This is a genomic window from Rheinheimera salexigens, assembly GCF_001752395.1.
GTDB lineage: Bacteria > Pseudomonadota > Gammaproteobacteria > Enterobacterales > Alteromonadaceae > Alishewanella > Alishewanella salexigens.
In genome coordinates this window covers 2,444,619-2,464,050 of the sequence record NZ_MKEK01000001.1, presented here as the reverse complement: position 1 = coordinate 2,464,050, position 19,432 = coordinate 2,444,619, and the positions used below count along the sequence as shown (strand labels likewise).

The 19,432-nt window shown below is 43.4% G+C and carries 23 protein-coding genes, 1 tRNA gene and 1 pseudogene; 14 read left to right on the top strand and 11 right to left on the bottom strand.

Annotated elements, in window-relative coordinates; genetic code table 11:
* Nucleotides 1-54 precede the first annotated feature (54 nt).
* The gene (tnpC, locus tag BI198_RS11235) at nucleotides 55-1,587 is read left to right on the top strand and encodes an IS66 family transposase (RefSeq protein WP_070049631.1); all 1,533 of its coding nucleotides are present in this window, start codon (nucleotides 55-57) and stop codon (nucleotides 1,585-1,587) included.
* A 51-nt stretch (nucleotides 1,588-1,638) separates the two neighbouring features.
* Here the strand turns inward: tnpC and BI198_RS11230 are convergent, their stop codons facing one another.
* The gene (locus tag BI198_RS11230; RefSeq protein ID WP_070049630.1) at nucleotides 1,639-2,793 is read right to left on the bottom strand and encodes an IS110 family RNA-guided transposase; all 1,155 of its coding nucleotides are present in this window, start codon (nucleotides 2,791-2,793) and stop codon (nucleotides 1,639-1,641) included.
* Nucleotides 2,794-3,899: 1,106 nt separating this feature from the next.
* Here BI198_RS11230 and BI198_RS11220 point away from each other — a divergent pair.
* From BI198_RS11220 to BI198_RS11195, 8 genes are read left to right on the top strand one after another with little or no spacing between them, the layout of a single operon-like run.
* Nucleotides 3,900-5,384, top strand: a complete 1,485-nt coding sequence (locus tag BI198_RS11220) for a SulP family inorganic anion transporter (RefSeq protein ID WP_070049628.1) — start codon at nucleotides 3,900-3,902, stop codon at nucleotides 5,382-5,384.
* Nucleotides 5,385-5,394: 10 nt separating this feature from the next.
* Entirely contained in the window at nucleotides 5,395-6,249 is an 855-nt protein-coding gene (locus tag BI198_RS11215; protein ID WP_070049627.1) for a universal stress protein, read from the top strand.
* Nucleotides 6,250-6,262: 13 nt separating this feature from the next.
* Nucleotides 6,263-6,769 carry an MFS transporter gene (locus BI198_RS16115; protein ID WP_201243483.1) on the top strand — a complete coding sequence of 169 codons (507 nt, stop codon included), beginning with the start codon at nucleotides 6,263-6,265 and terminating at the stop codon, nucleotides 6,767-6,769.
* A gap of 12 nt (nucleotides 6,770-6,781) precedes the next feature.
* Complete coding sequence (locus tag BI198_RS16110) at nucleotides 6,782-7,180, top strand: hypothetical protein (RefSeq protein WP_201243481.1); 399 nt, start codon at nucleotides 6,782-6,784, stop codon at nucleotides 7,178-7,180.
* Nucleotides 7,173-7,481 carry a hypothetical protein gene (locus BI198_RS16105; RefSeq protein ID WP_201243478.1) on the top strand — a complete coding sequence of 103 codons (309 nt, stop codon included), beginning with the start codon at nucleotides 7,173-7,175 and terminating at the stop codon, nucleotides 7,479-7,481. Before BI198_RS16110 ends, BI198_RS16105 begins: the two co-directional genes overlap by 8 nt.
* Before the next feature lie 15 nt (nucleotides 7,482-7,496).
* Entirely contained in the window at nucleotides 7,497-8,027 is a 531-nt protein-coding gene (locus tag BI198_RS11205; protein ID WP_070049626.1) for an NUDIX hydrolase, read from the top strand.
* A gap of 16 nt (nucleotides 8,028-8,043) precedes the next feature.
* Nucleotides 8,044-8,388: a TraR/DksA family transcriptional regulator gene (locus tag BI198_RS11200; RefSeq protein WP_070049625.1), complete on the top strand. Its 345-nt coding sequence runs from the start codon at nucleotides 8,044-8,046 to the stop codon at nucleotides 8,386-8,388.
* 34 nt (nucleotides 8,389-8,422) lie between these two features.
* Nucleotides 8,423-8,797 carry a hypothetical protein gene (locus BI198_RS11195; protein WP_070049624.1) on the top strand — a complete coding sequence of 125 codons (375 nt, stop codon included), beginning with the start codon at nucleotides 8,423-8,425 and terminating at the stop codon, nucleotides 8,795-8,797.
* A gap of 83 nt (nucleotides 8,798-8,880) precedes the next feature.
* On the opposite strand, the gene BI198_RS11190 is transcribed toward BI198_RS11195, so the two are convergent.
* From BI198_RS11190 to BI198_RS16250, 3 genes are read right to left on the bottom strand one after another with little or no spacing between them, the layout of a single operon-like run.
* Entirely contained in the window at nucleotides 8,881-10,167 is a 1,287-nt protein-coding gene (locus BI198_RS11190; RefSeq protein ID WP_070049623.1) for a tyrosine-type recombinase/integrase, read from the bottom strand.
* A 13-nt stretch (nucleotides 10,168-10,180) separates the two neighbouring features.
* Nucleotides 10,181-11,179, bottom strand: coding sequence for a tyrosine-type recombinase/integrase (locus BI198_RS11185; RefSeq protein WP_235605316.1), 999 nt, complete (start codon nucleotides 11,177-11,179; stop codon nucleotides 10,181-10,183).
* A 15-nt stretch (nucleotides 11,180-11,194) separates the two neighbouring features.
* On the bottom strand, nucleotides 11,195-11,458 hold the full coding sequence (locus BI198_RS16250) for a hypothetical protein (protein ID WP_235605315.1): 264 nt from the start codon (nucleotides 11,456-11,458) through the stop codon (nucleotides 11,195-11,197).
* An 87-nt stretch (nucleotides 11,459-11,545) separates the two neighbouring features.
* On the opposite strand from BI198_RS16250, the gene BI198_RS15995 reads away from it, so the two are divergent.
* A tRNA-OTHER gene (locus BI198_RS15995) sits at nucleotides 11,546-11,622 on the top strand.
* A gap of 19 nt (nucleotides 11,623-11,641) precedes the next feature.
* Here BI198_RS15995 and BI198_RS11180 read toward each other — a convergent pair.
* The 6 genes from BI198_RS11180 to merR all read right to left on the bottom strand — a co-directional run bounded on the left by BI198_RS11180 (nucleotide 11,642) and on the right by merR (nucleotide 15,219).
* On the bottom strand, nucleotides 11,642-11,965 hold the full coding sequence (locus BI198_RS11180) for a MerR family transcriptional regulator (RefSeq protein WP_235605314.1): 324 nt from the start codon (nucleotides 11,963-11,965) through the stop codon (nucleotides 11,642-11,644).
* A 113-nt stretch (nucleotides 11,966-12,078) separates the two neighbouring features.
* Nucleotides 12,079-13,518 carry a mercury(II) reductase gene (gene merA, locus BI198_RS11175; protein ID WP_070049622.1) on the bottom strand — a complete coding sequence of 480 codons (1,440 nt, stop codon included), beginning with the start codon at nucleotides 13,516-13,518 and terminating at the stop codon, nucleotides 12,079-12,081.
* 20 nt (nucleotides 13,519-13,538) lie between these two features.
* On the bottom strand, nucleotides 13,539-13,958 hold the full coding sequence (gene merC / locus BI198_RS11170; RefSeq protein WP_070049621.1) for an organomercurial transporter MerC: 420 nt from the start codon (nucleotides 13,956-13,958) through the stop codon (nucleotides 13,539-13,541).
* Entirely contained in the window at nucleotides 13,958-14,242 is a 285-nt protein-coding gene (gene merP / locus BI198_RS11165; RefSeq protein WP_008110847.1) for a mercury resistance system periplasmic binding protein MerP, read from the bottom strand. The genes merC and merP overlap by 1 nt, the downstream gene beginning before the upstream one ends.
* Nucleotides 14,243-14,288: 46 nt before the next feature.
* Entirely contained in the window at nucleotides 14,289-14,636 is a 348-nt protein-coding gene (locus BI198_RS11160; RefSeq protein WP_016899520.1) for a mercuric transporter MerT family protein, read from the bottom strand.
* 190 nt (nucleotides 14,637-14,826) lie between these two features.
* The gene (merR, locus tag BI198_RS11155; RefSeq protein WP_286130766.1) at nucleotides 14,827-15,219 is read right to left on the bottom strand and encodes an Hg(II)-responsive transcriptional regulator; all 393 of its coding nucleotides are present in this window, start codon (nucleotides 15,217-15,219) and stop codon (nucleotides 14,827-14,829) included.
* A gap of 211 nt (nucleotides 15,220-15,430) precedes the next feature.
* Here merR and BI198_RS11150 point away from each other — a divergent pair, with 211 nt between their 5' ends.
* On the top strand, nucleotides 15,431-15,709 hold the full coding sequence (locus BI198_RS11150; protein ID WP_010555471.1) for a helix-turn-helix domain-containing protein: 279 nt from the start codon (nucleotides 15,431-15,433) through the stop codon (nucleotides 15,707-15,709).
* Between the two features lie 32 nt (nucleotides 15,710-15,741).
* Here BI198_RS11150 and BI198_RS11145 read toward each other — a convergent pair.
* Nucleotides 15,742-16,152 (bottom strand): annotated as a pseudogene (locus tag BI198_RS11145) (ISAs1 family transposase); the annotation flags it as partial.
* A gap of 169 nt (nucleotides 16,153-16,321) precedes the next feature.
* Between BI198_RS11145 and BI198_RS11140 the strand changes: the two are divergent.
* The 3 genes from BI198_RS11140 (at nucleotide 16,322) to BI198_RS11130 (ending at nucleotide 19,421) form a co-directional block, all read left to right on the top strand.
* A complete protein-coding gene (locus BI198_RS11140; protein ID WP_070049620.1) occupies nucleotides 16,322-16,669 on the top strand; it encodes a hypothetical protein in 348 nt (115 codons plus the stop codon).
* A gap of 104 nt (nucleotides 16,670-16,773) precedes the next feature.
* On the top strand, nucleotides 16,774-18,012 hold the full coding sequence (locus tag BI198_RS11135; RefSeq protein WP_070049619.1) for a TolC family protein: 1,239 nt from the start codon (nucleotides 16,774-16,776) through the stop codon (nucleotides 18,010-18,012).
* Nucleotides 18,013-18,074: 62 nt separating this feature from the next.
* Complete coding sequence (locus BI198_RS11130; protein ID WP_024594653.1) at nucleotides 18,075-19,421, top strand: efflux RND transporter periplasmic adaptor subunit; 1,347 nt, start codon at nucleotides 18,075-18,077, stop codon at nucleotides 19,419-19,421.
* Nucleotides 19,422-19,432 lie beyond the last annotated feature (11 nt).

Genomic DNA, 19,432 nt, shown 5'->3' with positions numbered 1-19,432 from the left:
AATTATCTGCTCTGCCAGCAAGAAAATACGAGTAAATTCTGCTAGATTGTGGCCATGAAAATTGATGCCCACTCATTACCTGACGACCCAGAGCAACTCAAGCGTATGCTGCTTGAGTTGCACCTTGTTGTGGCAAAAAAAGACGAAGAATTGGCTAAGAAAGACGCACAAATTCATGAGTTACTTGCAGCCTACAACGCCAAGCTTGCCAAAGAGTACGCCAAGAAATCAGAAAAAATGCCAGGCGCAGATGAGGTCTTCAATGAAGCGGAAGAAACGCTTGATGAACATGATAACGCGCTATTAGCGGCGTCTCCCTTAGTAAAGAAAGACAAAACCAAGCCTAAACGCACACCACTGCCAAAGCAGTTGCCCAGAGTTAACGTAGTTGTTGACTTAGATGACAGTGACAAAGTGTGTGATGGCTGTCAAAGCCCCTTGCACAAAATGGGTGAAAGCAGCAGTGAAGCCTTAGAATTTGTACCGGCGCATATCAAAGTGATTAAAACTATTCGCCCTAAATATACCTGCCGCCACTGTGAGCGTGAAGGTATTGAAAGTGTGATAAAAACCGCCCCTATGCCCGCAACGGCCATTGCAAAAAGTATCGCCACGCCCAGTTTGCTAAGTCAAATAATTACCTGTAAATACCAGTTTGGCTTACCGCTTTATCGCCAAGAAACACTGTTTGCTAACATCGAAATTGAATTGAGCAGACAAACCATGTCCAGCTGGATGATACGTTGTGCTGAACTGATGTCACCACTGTATCAACGCTTAAAAGAGGTGTTGTTATCTCAAGCGGTTATTCATGGCGATGAAACCCCGTTAAAGGTGATTAACGCGGATAAAGCAACAAGCTATATGTGGGTGTATTGTTGTGGTGATGATAAGGCCGGTAAAGGCCGCAATATTGTATTATTTGACTATAACAATAGCCGAGCAGGCCAATGTACTGTTGATTTTCTTGCAGGTTATCAAGGGTATCTGCAGGTTGATGGTTATAAAGCTTACGAGCAAACGCAGGCAACACTGGTTGCGTGTCTTGCGCATATACGCCGGAAATTCATCGAAGCCAAAGGAGATAATAAGAAAACGGGTAAAGCAGACGTGGTACTGAACCTCATTGGTAAGCTGTACGGCATAGAGCAAGCCATTAAAGATAAAACGGCTGAAGAAAAATTCAACATTAGGCAGCAAAAAGCCAAGCCGATAGTGGATGAATTGTATCAGTGGCTGATAAAGCATCAAGACAAAATGCCACCGAAAATACCGCTGGGTAAAGCCATTAGCTATGGGATAAATCAGTTTGAAAAGTTCCGGCGTTACCTAGAAGATGGCAGACTCAGTATTGATAACAACCGCGCCGAGCGAGCAATAAAGCCATTCGTAATAGGTCGAAAAAACTGGCTGTTCTCAAACACCAGCAAGGGCGCCCATGCCAGTGCCATACTGTATAGTCTTGTTGAAACGGCAAAGGCCAACGATATTATGGTGCATGACTATATTTCTACTTGCTTACAGCACCTAGCTGAGCAGCCTGATAATCTAGAACCACTGTTACCTTGGAACATAAAGCAAGGATAGGTGTCGTTAGCTAGACGCTTACGATCCAATGCATTAACTCTAACCTGTTACTCATGCTGGCACCCTGGATAACCGTTTGGCCGGATTAACCGGTGTCAGCACGACTTCTCTTGAGATGGCCCAGATATAGGCAATCATCTCTCGAGCGATGGCCGTGACCACTAAGTTGTAGTGTTTGCCGCGCTTCATTAACCGCTGATAACGCCGGCACAATCTAAGCTGCGCTTGCCAGGCGATGTCGACGATTTCTTTGCTCAGGCTTTCCTGTCGCTTTTGCAACTCCGTCGAGACATTGGCGGCATAACGATAGGTATGAGCACCTTCAACCAGTAAGCGCCTGGCACGGGTGTTACCCGTTCGCGTAATGCCACCTTGCCTGCGTTTACCGCCACTGGAATGCTCAGAGGGGACTAAGCCGAGGTAGCTCATTAGTTTTCTGGGGTGGTCGAAGCGGGATAAATCACCCAGCTCGGCAATGACGCCAACAGCCACTAATAAACGCACACCGCGCATGGCCTGAATGGCTTTCACTACAGGATAGTAACGCCAGTTTTTCACATGGTAACTGAGTTCGTTATCCAGCGGCTCCAGGCGACGAATACGCTCGGTAATGGTTTGAATAGCTTCCTGTAAAACAATCTGTTGTGAAGGGTGCGGTAATATTAGTTCAGTGAGCCAGCGCAGATGTTTAGCTGACCAATTATCTTGTATCTCACAGCGGATGTTGTTGCGAAGCAGCATGGCTTTAAGCTGATACTTGGCGTCTTTTAAATCCTTCATCGCCGTTTCACGGGCACGTGATAAATCACGCATCGCTTCATCTTCTGGCTCGGGCACATAGATAGGGGCCATATCGCCTGAACGTAGCAACAACGCCAGTTTTACCGCATCACGTTTATCGGTTTTCACCCGCTCACCGGCTTTTTTAGGAATTAACGACGGTGCTACGACATAACAACAATGACCTAAACTGGTTAAAAAGCGATAAATCCAGTAACCACAAGGGCCTGCTTCATAGACGAAATGCAGGGTAGAGCTAGGATGTTTTGATTCAAACTGTCGCACTAGTTTTTGCAGTGCCGGTTTAGTGCCGTTAATCCGGCCCAGGCTGATGGGTTTTGCCTCACGATTGTCTTCAATATAAGCCACTTCAAAGAACTCTTTGTGAGTATCTAAGCCTATAAAAGTTATGCTATTGTTAACCATGCTGACCTCCGATATTGTATGTTCAACAAATACAGTATGGCTCTGGTTGCGAAACTAACCCACGAACTCGGAGGTCAGCACCTCGTGGGGAGTCATTATGTCTAGTTTGCAATCAAGCTTTGTCACACTAGGATAGTATGAATTACACAAAAGTAGTTGAAGTCAGTGGGATATCAGGGGCAGGGAAAACCATAATTGTAAAACAATTAGCCAATGAGTTTAATTGTCCATTCCTATTTTTTGATGAACACACTAATAAACATACCGATCCTCAAGACATGAAACACTGGCTAAAACTGAACTTCCCAGACTTTGCTAGACACACAATATAACTTCAGCTATCTGAAGTAATAGAGTAATGATTTGTGTTGCAAATATGTTGTTTTTATCTAAAGTAGTGACAGCTTTTGATAAATTCACTAAATTAGTAACAGATAGTACTGTTTGTCACTAAGCTAGTGAAAATAGTGCACTTTAATAAGTGTTAAAGTGCAAAACAACATTATCAGATTGTCGTTATAAAAAATCTCTGAAGATTGTGTGCTTATACATTCTGATGCTACTTAACTCACAATCTAAGAAGATTAGTAACCTCAGCGAGGTCGGTGCATGTCTATGATATCGTTGATAGTCCAAATTAACGTATTTGTCGGCATAATAGGTTGCTACTCGTATACTCCTTGGCGATGCTTATGCTGAACTAGGAATGCCCCTCAGCCTACAAAATCTAGGGATCAATTTTTATTTTGATGCAGCGCGCAATAATGGCTTTCAGAAGCGTTTCATTATCGCCTATATCATCGTAGTCAGCTGTGCCCAGCAGTTATTGGCTGCTGACGCAACAACGCAAAAGTAGCGTAAATCGGCAATTTAGTGGATGTTTTTGCTTTAAGTGGTATTTTCACTGGCTTTATCTAGCCAAAAGTACTAAAATATTGCGCTTAAAACTTAACCAAGTTTAGTTTAAATTCAGTGAGGATAAGCCGGTGTAATTAGATAACACATTGAAAATTGCCAGTAAAGTTGGAAACGTAGTGCAACTTTTTAGTGCAATTTATGCTGTGTTTCCCTGTTGTTACCGTTTTATTTAACTCATTGGATATTGTATGTTGAAATCAATTCAGCAGAGCTGGTTCTCTAATATTAAAGGGGACTTTCTCGCTGCCATCGTTGTGGCCTTAGCGCTAATACCTGAAGCCATTGCCTTTTCCATTATTGCTGGTGTTGACCCTAAAGTGGGTTTATATGCCTCGTTCGCTATTTGTTTAATTATCTCTTTTACCGGCGCTCGCTCCGGCATGATATCGGCTGCTACTGGCGCTATGGCGCTGTTAATGATCTTGCTGGTAAAAGAGCATGGCTTACAGTATCTGTTAGCCGCGACCTTGCTTACAGGTATTCTTCAAATTGTGTTTGGCCTGTTTAAACTGGGCGATTTAATGCGCTTTGTCTCGCGCTCTGTGGTTACCGGTTTTGTAAACGCCTTAGCTATCCTGATTTTTATGGCGCAACTGCCCGAGCTTAGCGGCACCTATGGCACCGTTACCGTGTACGGTATGACTGCGTTAGGTCTGGCGATCATTTACCTGTTTCCTTATATCACTAAAACCATTCCCTCACCCCTGGTGTGTATTGTGGTGTTAACCGCACTGGCGTTTTATTTTGGTCTTGATATCCGCACTGTGGCCGATATGGGCGAGCTGCCGGACAGCCTGCCGATTTTCTTATGGCCTGAAGTACCACTGAACTTTGAAACCTTGCAAATTATCTTCCCGTACGCTTTAGCGCTGGCAGTAGTAGGTATTCTGGAATCGTTAATGACCGCCACTATAGTGGATGATTTAACCGATACCAGCAGCGATAAAAACCGCGAATGTGTTGGCCAGGGTGTCGCCAATATTGGCTCCGGCTTAATTGGTGGTATGGCCGGTTGCGCCATGATTGGCCAGTCGATTATTAACGTGAAATCTGGTGGCCGAACACGGTTATCTACCCTGCTGGCTGGTGTTATCCTGCTGATTATGGTGGTTTTTTTAGACAAATGGGTAGGCATGATCCCAATGGCAGCACTGGTGGCAGTGATGATCATGGTTGCGATTGGTACTTTTAGCTGGGGCTCGGTAAAAGATTTAACGAAAAACCCGAAGAGTTCGTCAGTGGTAATGATAATGACGGTGATTGTGGTTGTAGCAACTCACAACCTGGCATATGGGGTATTAGTCGGTGTGCTGCTAAGTGCACTATTTTTTGCTAATAAGGTTGGCCAAATCCTGTATGTCGGCTCTACCCTGGCAAAAGATGGCCACCAGCGGACTTACAGTGTTATCGGTCAGGTGTTTTTCAGCTCCAGCGAGCAGTTTGTTGCTGCCTTTGACTTTAAAGACGCGGTGGAAAAAGTGACTATCGATTTAAGCAAAGCGCATTTTTGGGATATTACCGCTATCAGCTCGCTTGATAAAGTAGTTATTAAATTCCGTCGTGAGGGTACACAAGTAGAAATCATTGGCTTAAACGAAGCCAGCGCCACCCTGGTAGACAAATTTGCTGTACATAACCAGCCTGACGCAGTTGAAAAACTGATGGGCCACTAGGAGATACATTATGAGCAGAAAAGTACTGGCGTGTATTGACGCCTCACCTTATGCACAAGCGGTATGTGACTATGCGGCCTGGGCGGCAAAAAAACTGAATGTCGCGATGTCGGTTATTCATGTTCTGGACAAATCAGCCAAACCAACTACTACCGATCTTAGCGGTAGTATTGGCCTGGGCAGCCAGGAAACATTATTAGCGCAACTGGCTGAGCTGGATGAAAAACATGGGAAGTTAGCTATGGAAAGCGGCCGCATTATTTTAGATGCTGCCAAGGAATGTGCTGAAGCAGCAGGTGTCAGTGAAGTAGACGAGCGCCTGCGCCACGGCCAGTTAGTAGAAACTTTAACTGAGCTTGAAGAAGAGACCCGACTGCTGGTATTAGGCAAGCGAGGCATGAGCAGCGCCGATGCGCACGGCCATATAGGACTGCACGTCGAGCGGGTTATTCGCACACTTCACAAGCCAATACTGCTAACCCAGCAAAACTACACCGAGCCAAAAAGTATTATGCTGGCGTTTGATGGCAGTGTCACTGCACTTAAAGGCCTGGAAATGCTGGCCGCCAGCCCGCTGGGCAAAGGCTTACCTGTGCATGTAGTGATGGCCGGCGCTACCACTGCCGCCACAGAAGCACAAATGGCTACTGCCGCCGCAATTTTACGTAGCGCCGGTTTTGACACAACAATTAGCATCGTTGGCGGCGAGCCGGAAGAAGTACTGCACCAGTATCAACAGCAGCACAATATCGACTTGTTGGTAATGGGGGCATACGGCCACTCGCGCATCAGGCAGTTTATTGTTGGCAGTACCACCACAGCAATGATTAGCAAAGCTAAGTGCTCTTTACTTATTTTGCGTTAATCATCAGCGCAAAATGAAAAGCTATCTGCAGTTTATTACCCGGCAATGGCCATTGCTGGGTTTTGGTTTCGTTACCGTGTTCTGGGGAAATCTTGGCCAGTCGTTTTTTATCAGCTGGTTTGGTGCCGGTATTCAGCACAGCTTCGGCCTGTCAGCTGCCGACTATGGTCTGCTTTATGCTGTGGCAACACTGTTCAGCGGTTTGTTGATCATGGCACTTGGCGGCTTGATAGACCGCTTACCATTAGCCGTTTTTACTGTACTAGTGGCCAGCGGCCTGATGGCGGCCTGCTTGCTGTTATCGCAGGCCGATAGCGCATTGCTGTTTGGTATCGCGCTGTTTTTACTGCGGCTGTGTGGCCAGGGTTTAATGCCGCATACCGCCCAAACCACTATGGCCAGATACTTTCAGTATAATCGTGGCAAAGCGCTTAGCGTGTCGGCCAGCGGCGTGCCAGTAGGCGAGATATTACTGCCAGCGCTTGCTGTGGCACTTATTACTACTGTTGGCTGGCAGTAGAGCTGGTTTTGGTTGGCATTGAGCATCCCGCTGCTATATGGCCCATTAAGCCTGACATTGCTGCGAAAATCAGTGGTGCAACGCGTGTTACCGGTTACGCCAGTTGCTGGTACTCAAATCCAGTATAGCCGCCGCCATGTATTAGCCGATAAACGTTTTTGGCTGATTCTACCCGCCTTGCTGGCTGGCCCTTTTATCCTGACCGGTCTGTTTATTCAGCAGCAGTATTTACTTGAAGAAAAAAGCTGGACGACAACCTTACTGGCATCCAGCTTTGTGCTGTATGGCATTATGCACTGGTTAAGCGCCATGTGGGCCGGCGCCCTGGTAGACCGTTACAGCGCACGACGCTTAGTGCGCTTTGTTATGCTTCCACTATTTTTTTGCCCTGCTTTCGCTGGCCATGCTTGAAGGTAGTTGGCTGGCACTGCTGTTTATGGCGCTTCTGGGGCTTGCTATTGGCAGCGCGCATCCGGTGTTCAGCGCGCTGTGGGCTGAAATATATGGTGTTACTCATATTGGTGCTATCCGCTCTCTGGCTACTGCTATTATGATGCTGGCCACTGCTGCCGCGCCCTGGGTGTTTGGTTTGTTTATCGACCATGGCATGTCAGGCGGGCAATTCTTCTCGATACTTGCGATCAGTGTAATGTTTGCAACTCTTTGTGCCTGGCTGGCTTTTGACAATACAACAGTGTCAACTGGCACCTAACTGATTAAGGAAAATATGCGGTTATTAAGTTGTTTGACACATATTCAGCCACAAGCTGAGCATACTATCGCAGAGCGAATTGCCACCCGCGCAATCGTGCTAAGGGATGAGCAGATATTGCTGCTGTATACCCGCCGTTATAACGACTACAGCCTGCCGGGTGGTGGCGTAGACGATGGTGAAACACTTCAGGGGGCGTTAGTGCGTGAACTGGCAGAAGAAACCGGGGCGCAACACATCAGTGTGCTGGCTGAATTTGGTATGGTCGACGAGTACCGGCCCTGGCATCGCAATAATATCGATGTGATGTTTATGCGCTCATACTGCTACCTATGCCAGGTAGACGGCGAGCTCGGCACACCGCAACTGGAAGATTACGAGCACGCCAACGGCATGCAGGTGCAATGGGTTAATATTTTTGATGCTATCGCGCACAACAAAGCCGTGATAGCTAGCGAATCGGACTCGACCGGTTTATCGATAGTGCGTGAAACCCTGCTGCTTGAAACCATCGCTGCAGAGTGTTTAACTGATTGCACAGCATAGTTTTGGCAGGTTACCGATGTTAACGACCCAACAACTGGCAGAGTTTCACACCAAACTACTGGCTGAACAGCAAAAGCTGCAGCAGGAAGCAGTGCAGGCGCAGCAAAGCAGTGCCCCGGTTGCGCTGGATCAACAGAGCGTTGGACGGCTTTCAAGAATGGATGCCATGCAAGCACAGGCCATGGCACAGGAGCTGGCACGGCGTCGTGCCCGCCAGCTGGTGGAAATAGCTGCTGCGTTAAAACGGTTAGAAACCGGCGATTACGGTTACTGTCAGGCTTGTGATGAAGTGATAGGTGCAGCCAGACTAGGTATCAACCCTGCCTGCCGTTACTGCCTTAGCTGCGCCGATAACCACTAGCGCAGGACAAAATACGCTTTACTAGGAGCACAAAATGATAGACTTGAGCAATTTACCTGCTAACACCTTATTTATTGAAGTAAGCGGTTCTGGCCTACCGGAAGTCGATGGCCTGTATGTACCGTCAGCAGCACCGCCGACAGTATCAGAGGCTATCATCAGTTCCAGCCCCGGCTATTGGAACGGCAAGATGGCCTGGGACCGTGCCGATGGCAATGCAGCCAGAAGTCCGGCAATCTCTTATTCGATAGGTTTTAAATGTTGGCGCATTTGCCGCCTAGACGGCCACTTAGCATACGAAATTGGCGGTGATGATGTGTTACCACCTACAGACAGGCCTTGGAATGTGTACAAAATGGGCGTAGCGCCAGCACCCAAGGTGGTAATTTATCAAAAAGACAAGCAATGATTTAGCCGTGCTTTTTTGAGGTGAAGTGGTCTACTAATTTCGGACGGTAAATTAGATAAACCAAAGATAGTCACCGGTAAATGTTAAACAAAGCCCCGTTCTAAAAAACGTTTCTCAAATTGTCCATAGTTTTTAATATTTCCAGCTCTGACTTTCTGACTTGGCTCACGCCGCGTTAAAGAATCAGGCTCTTTTTGTTCATACGCCACGCCGCTAAATTCTTGCCGGAACATAGTCGGTAATAGGTGGCTGTAAGTGCGGTCAATCATTTCAATACTGGTGCCACATTGCTTAGCCAGTGATGCAATATCAGCTTTGGTTTTCAGGTTCCAGGTAATGTATGAGTGGCGCAGGGAGTAAAGTGTACGTTCGCCGTAAGGGCTTTTCTTCAGGTTAAGTTTAGCCAATATGTCAGAGAACTTGCGGCTCAAGCTCTTTGGGTCTTTTCCGTTTGCCAATAGGAAGACTTTCTCATTGGCTTGTCTGTTAGGGAATCGTGTTACCAAATCCTCAAGGTTTGCTATAAAATCACTGCGCACCACTACTTGCCGGACACCGGTGAATTCGGTTGTCTTACCCTTGCGCACAGCTACGGTGATTTCTGGTACGCCGTCATTTAACCTGAAGCTGATATCACGCCATTCCACATGCTCAACCTCTGTGCCTGGCCTCATACCAGTTGCTACCACAAAGTCGATATAGTCGTACAATAGCTCAAGCAGCATTTTGCTGGTCTTGTTCTTGGTACGATGCATGTCATCAAAAATGTAGTCAGATATTTTCCTGAACTCTTCCCAGCTGAAAGCTGCACGGCGTTGCTGGCGCTTACCTTTTGTATCGAAGGCAGGAATATGGTACTTAGTAATTTGGCCTGATTTAAGTGCCTTTTCGAATACTCTGCCAAGCACTGCATTATGGTTTTGCAAAGAAGAACTCGACATCTCACTACCAAACTTCTCTGTTCGCCATACTGAGAATGCGTCCATAGCAGCTTGATTAATCGCATTGATTCGTTTGCCTGTGAAAAAGGGGATGTGGTACTTATTCAGAATACCAATGTAATTGCTTTTAGTTTTAATTGATTGGCCAGTTTTTTTTGCGTTGGCTATGTCTTTGTTCAGGTCTTCTATTACTTCATTGGCAATGTCTTCAAATTTTTGCGCACCTGCCCGAATGCCGAGCTCATGTTCGGCCCGGCGTTTGTAATATTCATCGGTTGCTTTGATTTTGGCAGTTTCTTGGTCGGATTCGCCAGTGGAGTAGGTGATATGCTTCTTGTCGATCTTAAAGCGTGCATACCACCGTTTGGAGTTCTGCTGGGTGAAAATGTAGAGGCCATCAATGATGGTTATTTTCTGCAGATACGCCACCAATTACTCCTTATTAGATGAAACCTCGCTGCTTATAGTTTTGCGCCCAGCGAGCAATTTGATTTTGCAGCAGCTCGTCGTAGTGTACTTCTGAGAACTGCTTATTCACCAGCTTCTTGGTTTCAAGCTCCACCCCAGAGAGTTGCCGACCGAACATTCTCGGAATGACATGGCTGTAATGCTGCTCAATCATCTGGATGCCTGTGCCACATTGTCGCGCTAACACATCAATACTGACATTTTGGGCCATAAGCTCCCAAGTGATATAGCTGTGACGTAATGAATATAAACTTCTTTCCCCCTGTTGGGAATTCTTTAGTTTAGTTAATTCAAGTGCTTTTTCGAAATGCCGTGGCATTTCTTTGGCCGAAGCACCATCGGGTAATACAAAGATTCTATTGTCCTTTTGCCTGTTCGGAAAGCGGTGGCTCAGGCGTTGGAGTACTTTCACTATGGCTTCTTTACAGACAATTTCTCTGGTGCCAGTGTACTTAGTTGTTTTGCCTTTGCGAACCGTAACATAAAAGCGGCAACGCTCAGTATCACGTTCAATGTGCATATCAGCCCAAGTCAGGTTATCCATTTCAGAGCCTGGCCTCATGCCCGTTAGGATAGCGAAGTCCATATAATCCAATAAAAGCTCTCTGATCTGCCGGGTCTTCTCTTTGCGGCTTTCATGCTGGATTTCTTCTATTTTCTCACGGACCTTAAGATATTCGTCAATGTTGAAAGCAGCACGGCGTTGGCCGCCCACACCTTTGTTTTCCAGCGAAGGAACTTGGCTAACCAGCATCCACTTCTTTTTTACCGCATAGTCAAACACCATTTGCAGGGCTGCGTTGTGATTCTGAACTGTTGACTTGGCAGGGACGCGACCAAGCTGAGTAACCCGCCATTGGTCGAACTCGGTGAGAAGGTCATCGTCAATTCTGGTCACATGCGTACTACCAAAAAATGCTATATGGTATTTACGCAGTGCGCCTATATAATCGTCATAGATGACTTTGCCCATACCAGCAGTTAAGGCTTACTTCATTTGCTGGATAACCTTATCTGCTACAAATGCGAAGCGTTTGGTCTCTACGACAAAGTTGTTGGTTTCGTAACGGATTTCATATTCGATAAAAATTCGATGAGCCTTAGCTATAGCCTCGCTCAGATCACGGGTTTTGGTAGTGCGGGAAAAGTGGGTTTTGTTTATTTTTAGGCGGGCAATCCAGTTATAACAGTTACTTTGCTTGTAGATTTGCAGGTCTGGTGTAAGGCGATGTTTTTCGATGACTTTTGACATTGTTGAGCTCCATGTTCGGCGCTCTCATTTTGCAAAGTTTTTGCAAAGTTTGCCTTGTTGAGAGCGTAAGCTGCTGATTTTGCAGCAACATGAAGGTATATGAAGTTCATTCAAAATCCACCGTTAGAAATAACGTGCCGGTTCGAGTCCGGCCCTAGGCACCAAGCTTTATCTCTTTAAGTTTTATCTGTTAGATATCCTATTTCTTTGGTAATGTTTCGAAGATTCAGACGTATTGCGAAGGAACAGCATGAAATTTAATCTCTTTAATGCACATAAGCCGTAAAGTGAATGGCCTGACTTAGTTTTTTCTTCGCAGTGTACTAAGTTCTCAAGAACATAATTTCTTACCGTATGGACAGATGTTTGTGCAGCTAGTGCCAGTTGAGAAATACTCAAAGGAAAATCCAACGCATCATCACTACTAATGAACTTATTGATGTCAGGTATCTCTGTCAAAAAACTGACTTCACCAACAGGAATGTTTTCAACCTTAGATTTAATCATGATTTAGCATGCTTCCAATTTGTGTTGTTAATGGAATGCCTTAAGATATCTTGATTACATTCAATCAATTGGCACTCCATTAACATTTCTGTAAGTACATTACCGTTAAATGATTACCCTGCGCAGCAAGATAGCTCTTTAACGTCTTTGCTAAAGGTTTGAGCGCATAACTTCAATCCTTCAACCATCGTCAAATACGGAAATAGTTGACCTGCCAATTCTTCGACTGTCATTTTATTATGAATAGCAAGAGCCGCACTTTGAATCAGTTCTCCGCCTTCATGGGCTAAAATTTGTGCGCCTATCAGTTTTCCCGTGGATTCTTCAGCTACCAACTTGATAAAACCATCCGTTTCAAAATTTGCTAAAGCTCTTGGTACGTTTTCCATATCAAGTACACGACTTATCGTATTTATTCCTACCGCTGAAGCTTGTACTTCGGTTAGACCTACCGTAGCAACTTGTGGGTCGGTGAATATAACAGCAGGCATGGTAGATAAGTCGAGTTGCGCATTTCCACCTGTCATATTAATTCCAGCCCTACTTCCGGCAGCAGCAGCAACATAAACAAATTGTGGCATATTGGAGCAATCTCCAGCGGCATAAATGTTAGCTGTTGATGTTTCCATCATACTATTAACAACAATGGCACCACTTTTATCTGTTTCAACACCAACATTTTCTAAACCAAGCTTTCCAGTATTTGCATGGCGACCCGTAGAGATAAGCAATTTTTCAGCGATTAATGTTCCTTCGTTAGTTTCCAATGAAAAACCATTGCTATCATAAGAAACATGACTTGCTTGCGTATTATTAAGTACCCTAATACCTTCTTTTTCAAAGCACTCTGCCAGTTTTTCACCTAATAACGGATCTTCAGCATATAAAAGGGTATGTCTGGCTAGAATTGTCACACGGCTACCTAAACGGGCATAAGCTTGCGCAATTTCCAGAGCAACAACGGAGGAGCCGATGACAACTAGACTACTCGGTAACTCTTCTGCAAATAAGGCTTCTGTTGATGTCCAATAAGGTGTATCAACTAAACCCTTAATTGGCGGAATGCTTGGTGTAGAGCCTGTTGCAATTAAAATGCGATCTGCAACCAGCTCTTCTTCACAACCATCAGACTTGTGAACTAGCAAGGTATTTTGATTTTTAAAACGTGCATAACCTTTAAGTAAAGATAGCGCGGGATTACTCTCTAAAATACGTTGATATTTAGCATCGCGTAGTTCTTCGACGCGAGCGTTTTGCTGATGTGCTAATAAGGAGCGGCTAAGTTGTGGCTGAATATTTTCTAAACCATCAAACGGGTTAGTACGTTGCTGATGCGCTAATTGCGCAGCACGGATCAATATTTTTGAAGGAACACAGCCGACATTTACACAGCAACCTCCGATTACATCGGCTCCTTCAATGATAGTAACTCTTGCTCCGCCTTCTGCTGCTTTAATCGCACAGGCAAAGGCCCCTGAACCACTACCAATAATGGCTACATGTAATTGTTCTGGCTGGATGTCATTTGACGAGCAACAACTATTCGTTGACATATTTTATTCCTCTTAAAAAGTTAAGCGGTACAAGTTTCATCATCACAGTGTTTATTCGCAGGAGAAACCATGTCCCAAATTGATACAGCAACCATTAGTCCTAGCCCCGTATAAGTAACGTATGAACTCCACCCGTACTGGAACCAAGGGTATAAAGAGAGTAAAACCAAAATGGGGCCAATTGAACCGATAAAACTACGGTGCCATTGACGATGGCTAAACCAGCCTAAGATATTCATTGCCAGCGCTAATACTGCAAACAGTGGTAACAACGTATTGATAAATACCCCTTCCCACTGACTAAGAAATCCCATCCCAATTGCCGCACCAAGACTAGCTATCGCGGGAAAACACATGGCGCATCCCATTGCCGAAACAAGTGCACCTATAGAGCCTGCTTTATCTCCGATACGCGTAACTAGTTCTAAGGGGCTAAACATTACTTATTTTCACTTTTTAAATTTGAAGGGTAGCCAGCGTTGGTAGTCGCTGCAATTAATGCATTGATGTTGGTTTTAGTGTCATCAAAAGAAACAACAGCTAGCTTAGGCTTGTAGGTAACTTTCGCATTTTCAACGCCATCAACATTTTCTAATGACTTTTTAACTGTGATTGGACATGTCGCACAGTTCATCGTTGGCACTTCCAGTGTAACTGTTTTTACTTCAGCAAAAGCACCAAAACTAGAAAGTGAAAGCAGTGCGGTTAATAATAATTTTTTCATAATTAGCTCCAAATTTTAAAATGTTATAAATTTCTTGATCTGTATATTAAGCAAACAAAAGTATCCAATAATTACTGGTCACTAAAATTGTCGCAACTATAGCGCTCAGCCAGAAAATGACTTTTCGTTGTTGCTGTTTCTTAGGAATTGCACAGGCCGTTCCCGGCTCACACTCTTCTACAGGACGGTAAATTTTCCAACCTGAGTAACCAAACAACAACACTACAAATGCGATAAATAATGGCCTATAGGGTTCAAATGCAGTTAAATTACCAATCCATGAGCCACTTACCCCAAGTAATAACAGGAGCAAAGGACCTACACAGCATACGCCTGCGCCTAATGCTGCTATGATGCCTCCTATCATTGGAAGGTTTGATTCTTTTTGATTCATATAGATACCTCATTAAGTGATAATGCAAGTGTATTGCATGTACCTAAGTACGGAGTCAAGGGTGATTTATAAAAAATTTATCTTTGATAATCTGCTACGACAGATACGGGGAATAAGCTAACTTGAATTAAGGCGCAGAAGTAAAATTGGATATGCTGTTTTAGTGGGAAATGGTAGTTAAGTAAATCATTTACTTCGGTTGCAACGAATCAATTATTGGGCAGTGGCTATCGTCATCATTATTTTGGCATTGTCCTAAATGTTCTTCCAAAGCGTGTTCTAACAACAACAAGTCAGCCATCTTTTTTTGTACTGCGATCAGTTTTTTATTAGCTAATTCTTGTACTTTACTACATGGACTATCGTTTAACGCAAGTAACCCTTCAATCTCATTTAGCGTAAAACCTAATTCTTGAGAACGCTTGATAAAATGTATTCTATTTACCGTTTCTTTCGGGTAATGTCTATAGCCCTGCATAGGCTTTGGTGGTTGTTTAATTAAGCCTTTGCGTTCATAAAAGCGAATTGTTTCGACATTTACACTCAGTTCTTTAGCCAACATACTTATGGTTCGTTTAGACACGTTATCAATTACCTTACTGACTTTTTGTTTACTTACTTTATATCTAATTAAAGTGACCATCAATGAATACCAGTTTAAACATCGCTAATTGATTTTGTTTTTTCTTCTATTAAATAAGTAAAGTTACCGTTGTTACAACAATATTAAACCACAACATTTAGATCTACCAACCAGTCATTTAACATTTGGCAGTTTTCCAAGTGATGATTTTATGAGATCAATACTTAGTGCTATTAATAATATGCTGTTAGAAATATTAGCGGCCAGTGCATATAAAGAATATCGAGAACGTGAACGTAAGCAAAAAGAAGGTATTGTAAAAGCACAGCAAAAGGGACTTTATCACGGTCGTCAGCCTGATTTAGAGGCTCATGATAGGATTGCCTCGTTTACTGAAGCTGGATTTAGTATTAATAAAACGGCTGAAGCAGTTGGAGTTAGTCGAAGTACGGTAATTAGAGTTAGAAAAAAGCTTAAAAATTTAGACTAAGGTTAATTTCGAGGGGATGGGCGCAAAACCCCTAATTGGTGTTGGCAGCTCCATGCGCTGACGGTATGTAAGGCACTTTTTCTATCTTTGGTTGTAAATGAACGACGTGCTGTTTTTCCATCAATGGCAATGATATCAGCACCAGTGGTTTCAATAAGTGATGATATCCAAGATTGAAATGAATGCTCTATTTCATCTGATTTTAACCGACAAATGACACGGGCAATGGTGTCGTGTCTTGGGATACCCTCTTTGAAAGCGCCATATTTTTTTAACCAATCAAGTTTTAGATGCCCAAAATCTTCAATATCCTCCCATCCTTCTGCGCCGGAGAGTACAGCACTAATGGCTAAGAGGAGAATATCGATAAGTTCATGCTTTTTACAGCGTTCAATGCGAGGATCGGTAATTGAATCAAAGTGTTTCAGAAAAGTAGCGCTCATATTAAGTGACCAAGGTGATTATAATGCCTTGATCTGATCGCTACTTGTTCTAGAAGTTCAATTTATAATGATCTTGCCGTGGATTGTCCTGTATAAACTACTTAATTTGATTGACTTGAGTGGGTTTCTTGACTACCATGTTTTTTAAAATTTTGATGTTAGAGTAAAAATGAAAAATACTTGGATTAGTTTGTTAGTAGTACTATCGATTGCATTGCAGTCGTTTGCTTCTGTGGCTAATTCAAATGAAAGTCACCAGTTTGACTCTCTACATATTCAAACAGAACATTCCCATGATAGTGATGATATTGAACTTTTCGATGAATCATCTGACACTGAACATAATATTAAAGATTGCCATCATTGTGGTCACTGTCAAGGCACTCACACACAGTGGGTTGCCAGTAATAAATCTACACTACAGACCCCTAAACTTATTATTACAAATCAATATTTTTATGCTGATCATGTAGATAAAATATTCACTGAAGAACCTATACGCCCCCCAATCGTTTAATTTAGTTTTAAAGCTATATTCGTAACAAATTTATTCTTAACTAGCGCTTAATGTAGCCTAGTTGGTTTAGTTGCGGCATTTTATTATTAAATTAAGAGATTATTATGAAATTTTTCTCAGCAAAATCTGCTGGAATCGCATTATTTATCGGCTTTTCAGCAAGTTTATCTGTTAGTAGCTTCGCTTTTGCTAAGCCAACGCTATCGAGTGACTGGCTCGATCGGCAAATCAATAAACACCCTGATATTGTCTCAGCACGTGAACTCATGAATGCTGAATTTTCCAAAGCACAGGGCAGTAAGTTACCACTTTACAACCCAGAACTATCGACAGGTTACGAGCGTGAAGGTGACGGAAATAATTACAATATTGGTATTAGCCAAACGATTGACTTGTGGGATAAGCAGGCTGTTAATGCTGCTATCGGCGATAAAATATTAACGGCGGCCAGTAAACAATTCACTTATGCGATAGAGCAGAAAAAAGCACAAGCCTTAAAAGCACTTATTAATTGGCAACTTGCCATGGATAAGTCGTCACTTGCTTTTGAACAAGAGCAACAGTTAGAAACCTTGCTTAAAATTGTAACTAAAAGGCAGAAAGCTGGCGATCTTGGTCAGGTTGATGCTGAGTTAACTTTCTTGAATTTGTCGCAAATGCTTAATAAAACGGCCCAAATACAAGCACAGTTAACACAAGCTCAAGCCAAGGTTAATGAGTTGTTGCCTGATTGGCGTCCTGATACACAAGCATATCCAGAGCAGGGCTTAGGCGTTACAAACTTTCAAGTAGCTGAGCAGTGGTTAACGCAGCACCCGCAAGTATTAGCCTCTCAAGCACTGTGGCAAATGCAAAAAAGTAAAGCTCAATATGCCATGCTTGAAACCAAAGCCGATCCTACCATTGGAATTAGTGCCGGAAAAAAGGATGTCGATAATGTTGTCGGAGTTACTTTTTCTATGCCGTTAAATATTCGTAATGATTACCAAGCTAATGCCAAAGCACAAAACCAACAAGCTATCGCCGCAGAAGCAAATTTTCGTTCAGTAATGCGTAAGCAAAAGTATTTGATACAGGCAAGTACTGCCTCACTAATCTCTAATAAAAAATACCTTGGCCGTTGGCAACAGTTAATGCAAGGACGCGGCGAACACAGCGCGCAGTTATTGCAAAAACAATGGCAAGTAGGTGATTTAAATACCTCGGATTATTTATTGGCATTACAACAAAGAGCGGAAGGTTTATACGCGGGCATTGAATTACAAGCCCAGTTCAAAATAAGCGAAGTGCAATGGCTACTCGATGTAGGCCAATTAAATGCGGCAACTAAGCTATTAAACTAAACCTATTATATCACTTTACGCGGCTTGATGAGCGTGAATTGTTACAGAATTTGGAATTAAAAATGAAAAATAAAATAACTGATAAAACATCTCATAAAATAGTGAAAAAAATAAAACTCATTACCCTAAGTAGTTTATTTACTGGCTTAGCTGTCGTGTCAACTACGGCATTATCATATAACGATGCCGCTCTAGAAAAAACGCCAGCAGTAGAGCAATCCATCGTATTAAAAACTGACCATGATCATGACTCTGAAAGTGAAGAAGTGCATGACGAAAGTGGTCATGAACATGGTAGTGATGAAAGCAAAGACGACCATGCTGCGGAGGAGAAATCTGATGACGGTCATGACCATGGTAGTGAAACAGCGAGTAAAGAAACAGCTGAAGAAGAACATGAAGAAGGCATAAGTTTTAGTCCAGAAAAAATGGCACTCGCCAATATCAAAGTGACTAACTTAAAGCCGGCAATTTTTGCTAAAAGTATCTATGCACCAGGAGAAATAAAAGCGAACGGTTATACCAGTTACATTGTCTCTTCACGTACTGAATCGGTAGTGATCAGTCGTCATGCTATTTTAGGTGAACATGTGACTAAGGGTCAGTCTTTAGTTACCTTATTTAGTGAATCAATGGCCGAAGCACAAGCACAATATCGTGTTGCTTACAGTGAGTGGCAACGAACTAAAAAATTGGGCCTTGGCACCGTCAGTGAAAGCCGCCTAATAGCCAGTGAAACAGATTACATTTCAGCTTATGGTCGATTAACTGCCTTTGGTTTAACCAAAGCAGCCATTAAAGATATTGTAAAAAACAACTCATCAAATCTTGGTGAATATACCTTAGTCGCTCAGCGCTCTGGTGTGGTTTTAAGTGATGATTTCTCTCAAGGACAACGTGTGCCTGCCGGTGAAAAAATCATGGTATTGGCTGATGAAAAAGACTTATGGGTTGAAGCGCGTGTTTCGCCAAATAAAAAATTAAGTCTTCCTATTGGCACCATTGCAAAAGTTGAGTTTGCCGGGCAAGTGCATGTTGCCAAGGTCATTCAAGAAGCACATACCATTGATCCAAGTACGCGTACCCGAATCGTTAGACTGTCGGTTGAAAATACTGATGACAGTTTGCATTCAGGCATGTTTGTTAATGTAAATTTTCAGTTTGATACGCAAAGCCCTGTAATGGCAGTACCAGAAACAGCATTAATGCGTGGTGCCGATGGTGATTGGACGGTATTTGTTGAAGACCATTCTGGTGAATTTAAAGCCGTTGAAGTTGAATTAGGTCAGCCATTAGGCAATTACCGTCAAATTATCGGTATTGAGCCTAATACCCGTTTGGTAACAAAAGGTGCCTTTTTTGTTGCGTCAGAAATAGCAAAAGGCGGATTTGATCCGCACGGCCACTAGGGGAATAAGAT

Coding starts and splice junctions, on each gene's coding strand:
- BI198_RS11150 (WP_010555471.1), top strand. CDS start 15,431: ATGAGATCAATACTTAGTGCTATTAATAATATGCTGTTAGAAATATTA.
- merA (WP_070049622.1), bottom strand. CDS start 13,518: ATGTCAACGAATAGTTGTTGCTCGTCAAATGACATCCAGCCAGAACAA.
- BI198_RS11215 (WP_070049627.1), top strand. CDS start 5,395: ATGAGCAGAAAAGTACTGGCGTGTATTGACGCCTCACCTTATGCACAA.
- BI198_RS11205 (WP_070049626.1), top strand. CDS start 7,497: ATGCGGTTATTAAGTTGTTTGACACATATTCAGCCACAAGCTGAGCAT.
- BI198_RS11135 (WP_070049619.1), top strand. CDS start 16,774: ATGAAATTTTTCTCAGCAAAATCTGCTGGAATCGCATTATTTATCGGC.
- tnpC (WP_070049631.1), top strand. CDS start 55: ATGAAAATTGATGCCCACTCATTACCTGACGACCCAGAGCAACTCAAG.
- BI198_RS11160 (WP_016899520.1), bottom strand. CDS start 14,636: ATGAATCAAAAAGAATCAAACCTTCCAATGATAGGAGGCATCATAGCA.
- BI198_RS11180 (WP_235605314.1), bottom strand. CDS start 11,965: ATGATTAAATCTAAGGTTGAAAACATTCCTGTTGGTGAAGTCAGTTTT.
- BI198_RS16250 (WP_235605315.1), bottom strand. CDS start 11,458: ATGTCAAAAGTCATCGAAAAACATCGCCTTACACCAGACCTGCAAATC.
- BI198_RS16105 (WP_201243478.1), top strand. CDS start 7,173: ATGCTTGAAGGTAGTTGGCTGGCACTGCTGTTTATGGCGCTTCTGGGG.
- BI198_RS11195 (WP_070049624.1), top strand. CDS start 8,423: ATGATAGACTTGAGCAATTTACCTGCTAACACCTTATTTATTGAAGTA.
- BI198_RS11130 (WP_024594653.1), top strand. CDS start 18,075: ATGAAAAATAAAATAACTGATAAAACATCTCATAAAATAGTGAAAAAA.
- BI198_RS11140 (WP_070049620.1), top strand. CDS start 16,322: ATGAAAAATACTTGGATTAGTTTGTTAGTAGTACTATCGATTGCATTG.
- BI198_RS11220 (WP_070049628.1), top strand. CDS start 3,900: ATGTTGAAATCAATTCAGCAGAGCTGGTTCTCTAATATTAAAGGGGAC.
- BI198_RS16115 (WP_201243483.1), top strand. CDS start 6,263: ATGAAAAGCTATCTGCAGTTTATTACCCGGCAATGGCCATTGCTGGGT.
- BI198_RS11185 (WP_235605316.1), bottom strand. CDS start 11,179: ATGGGCAAAGTCATCTATGACGATTATATAGGCGCACTGCGTAAATAC.
- BI198_RS11230 (WP_070049630.1), bottom strand. CDS start 2,793: ATGGTTAACAATAGCATAACTTTTATAGGCTTAGATACTCACAAAGAG.
- merP (WP_008110847.1), bottom strand. CDS start 14,242: ATGAAAAAATTATTATTAACCGCACTGCTTTCACTTTCTAGTTTTGGT.
- merC (WP_070049621.1), bottom strand. CDS start 13,958: ATGTTTAGCCCCTTAGAACTAGTTACGCGTATCGGAGATAAAGCAGGC.
- BI198_RS11200 (WP_070049625.1), top strand. CDS start 8,044: ATGTTAACGACCCAACAACTGGCAGAGTTTCACACCAAACTACTGGCT.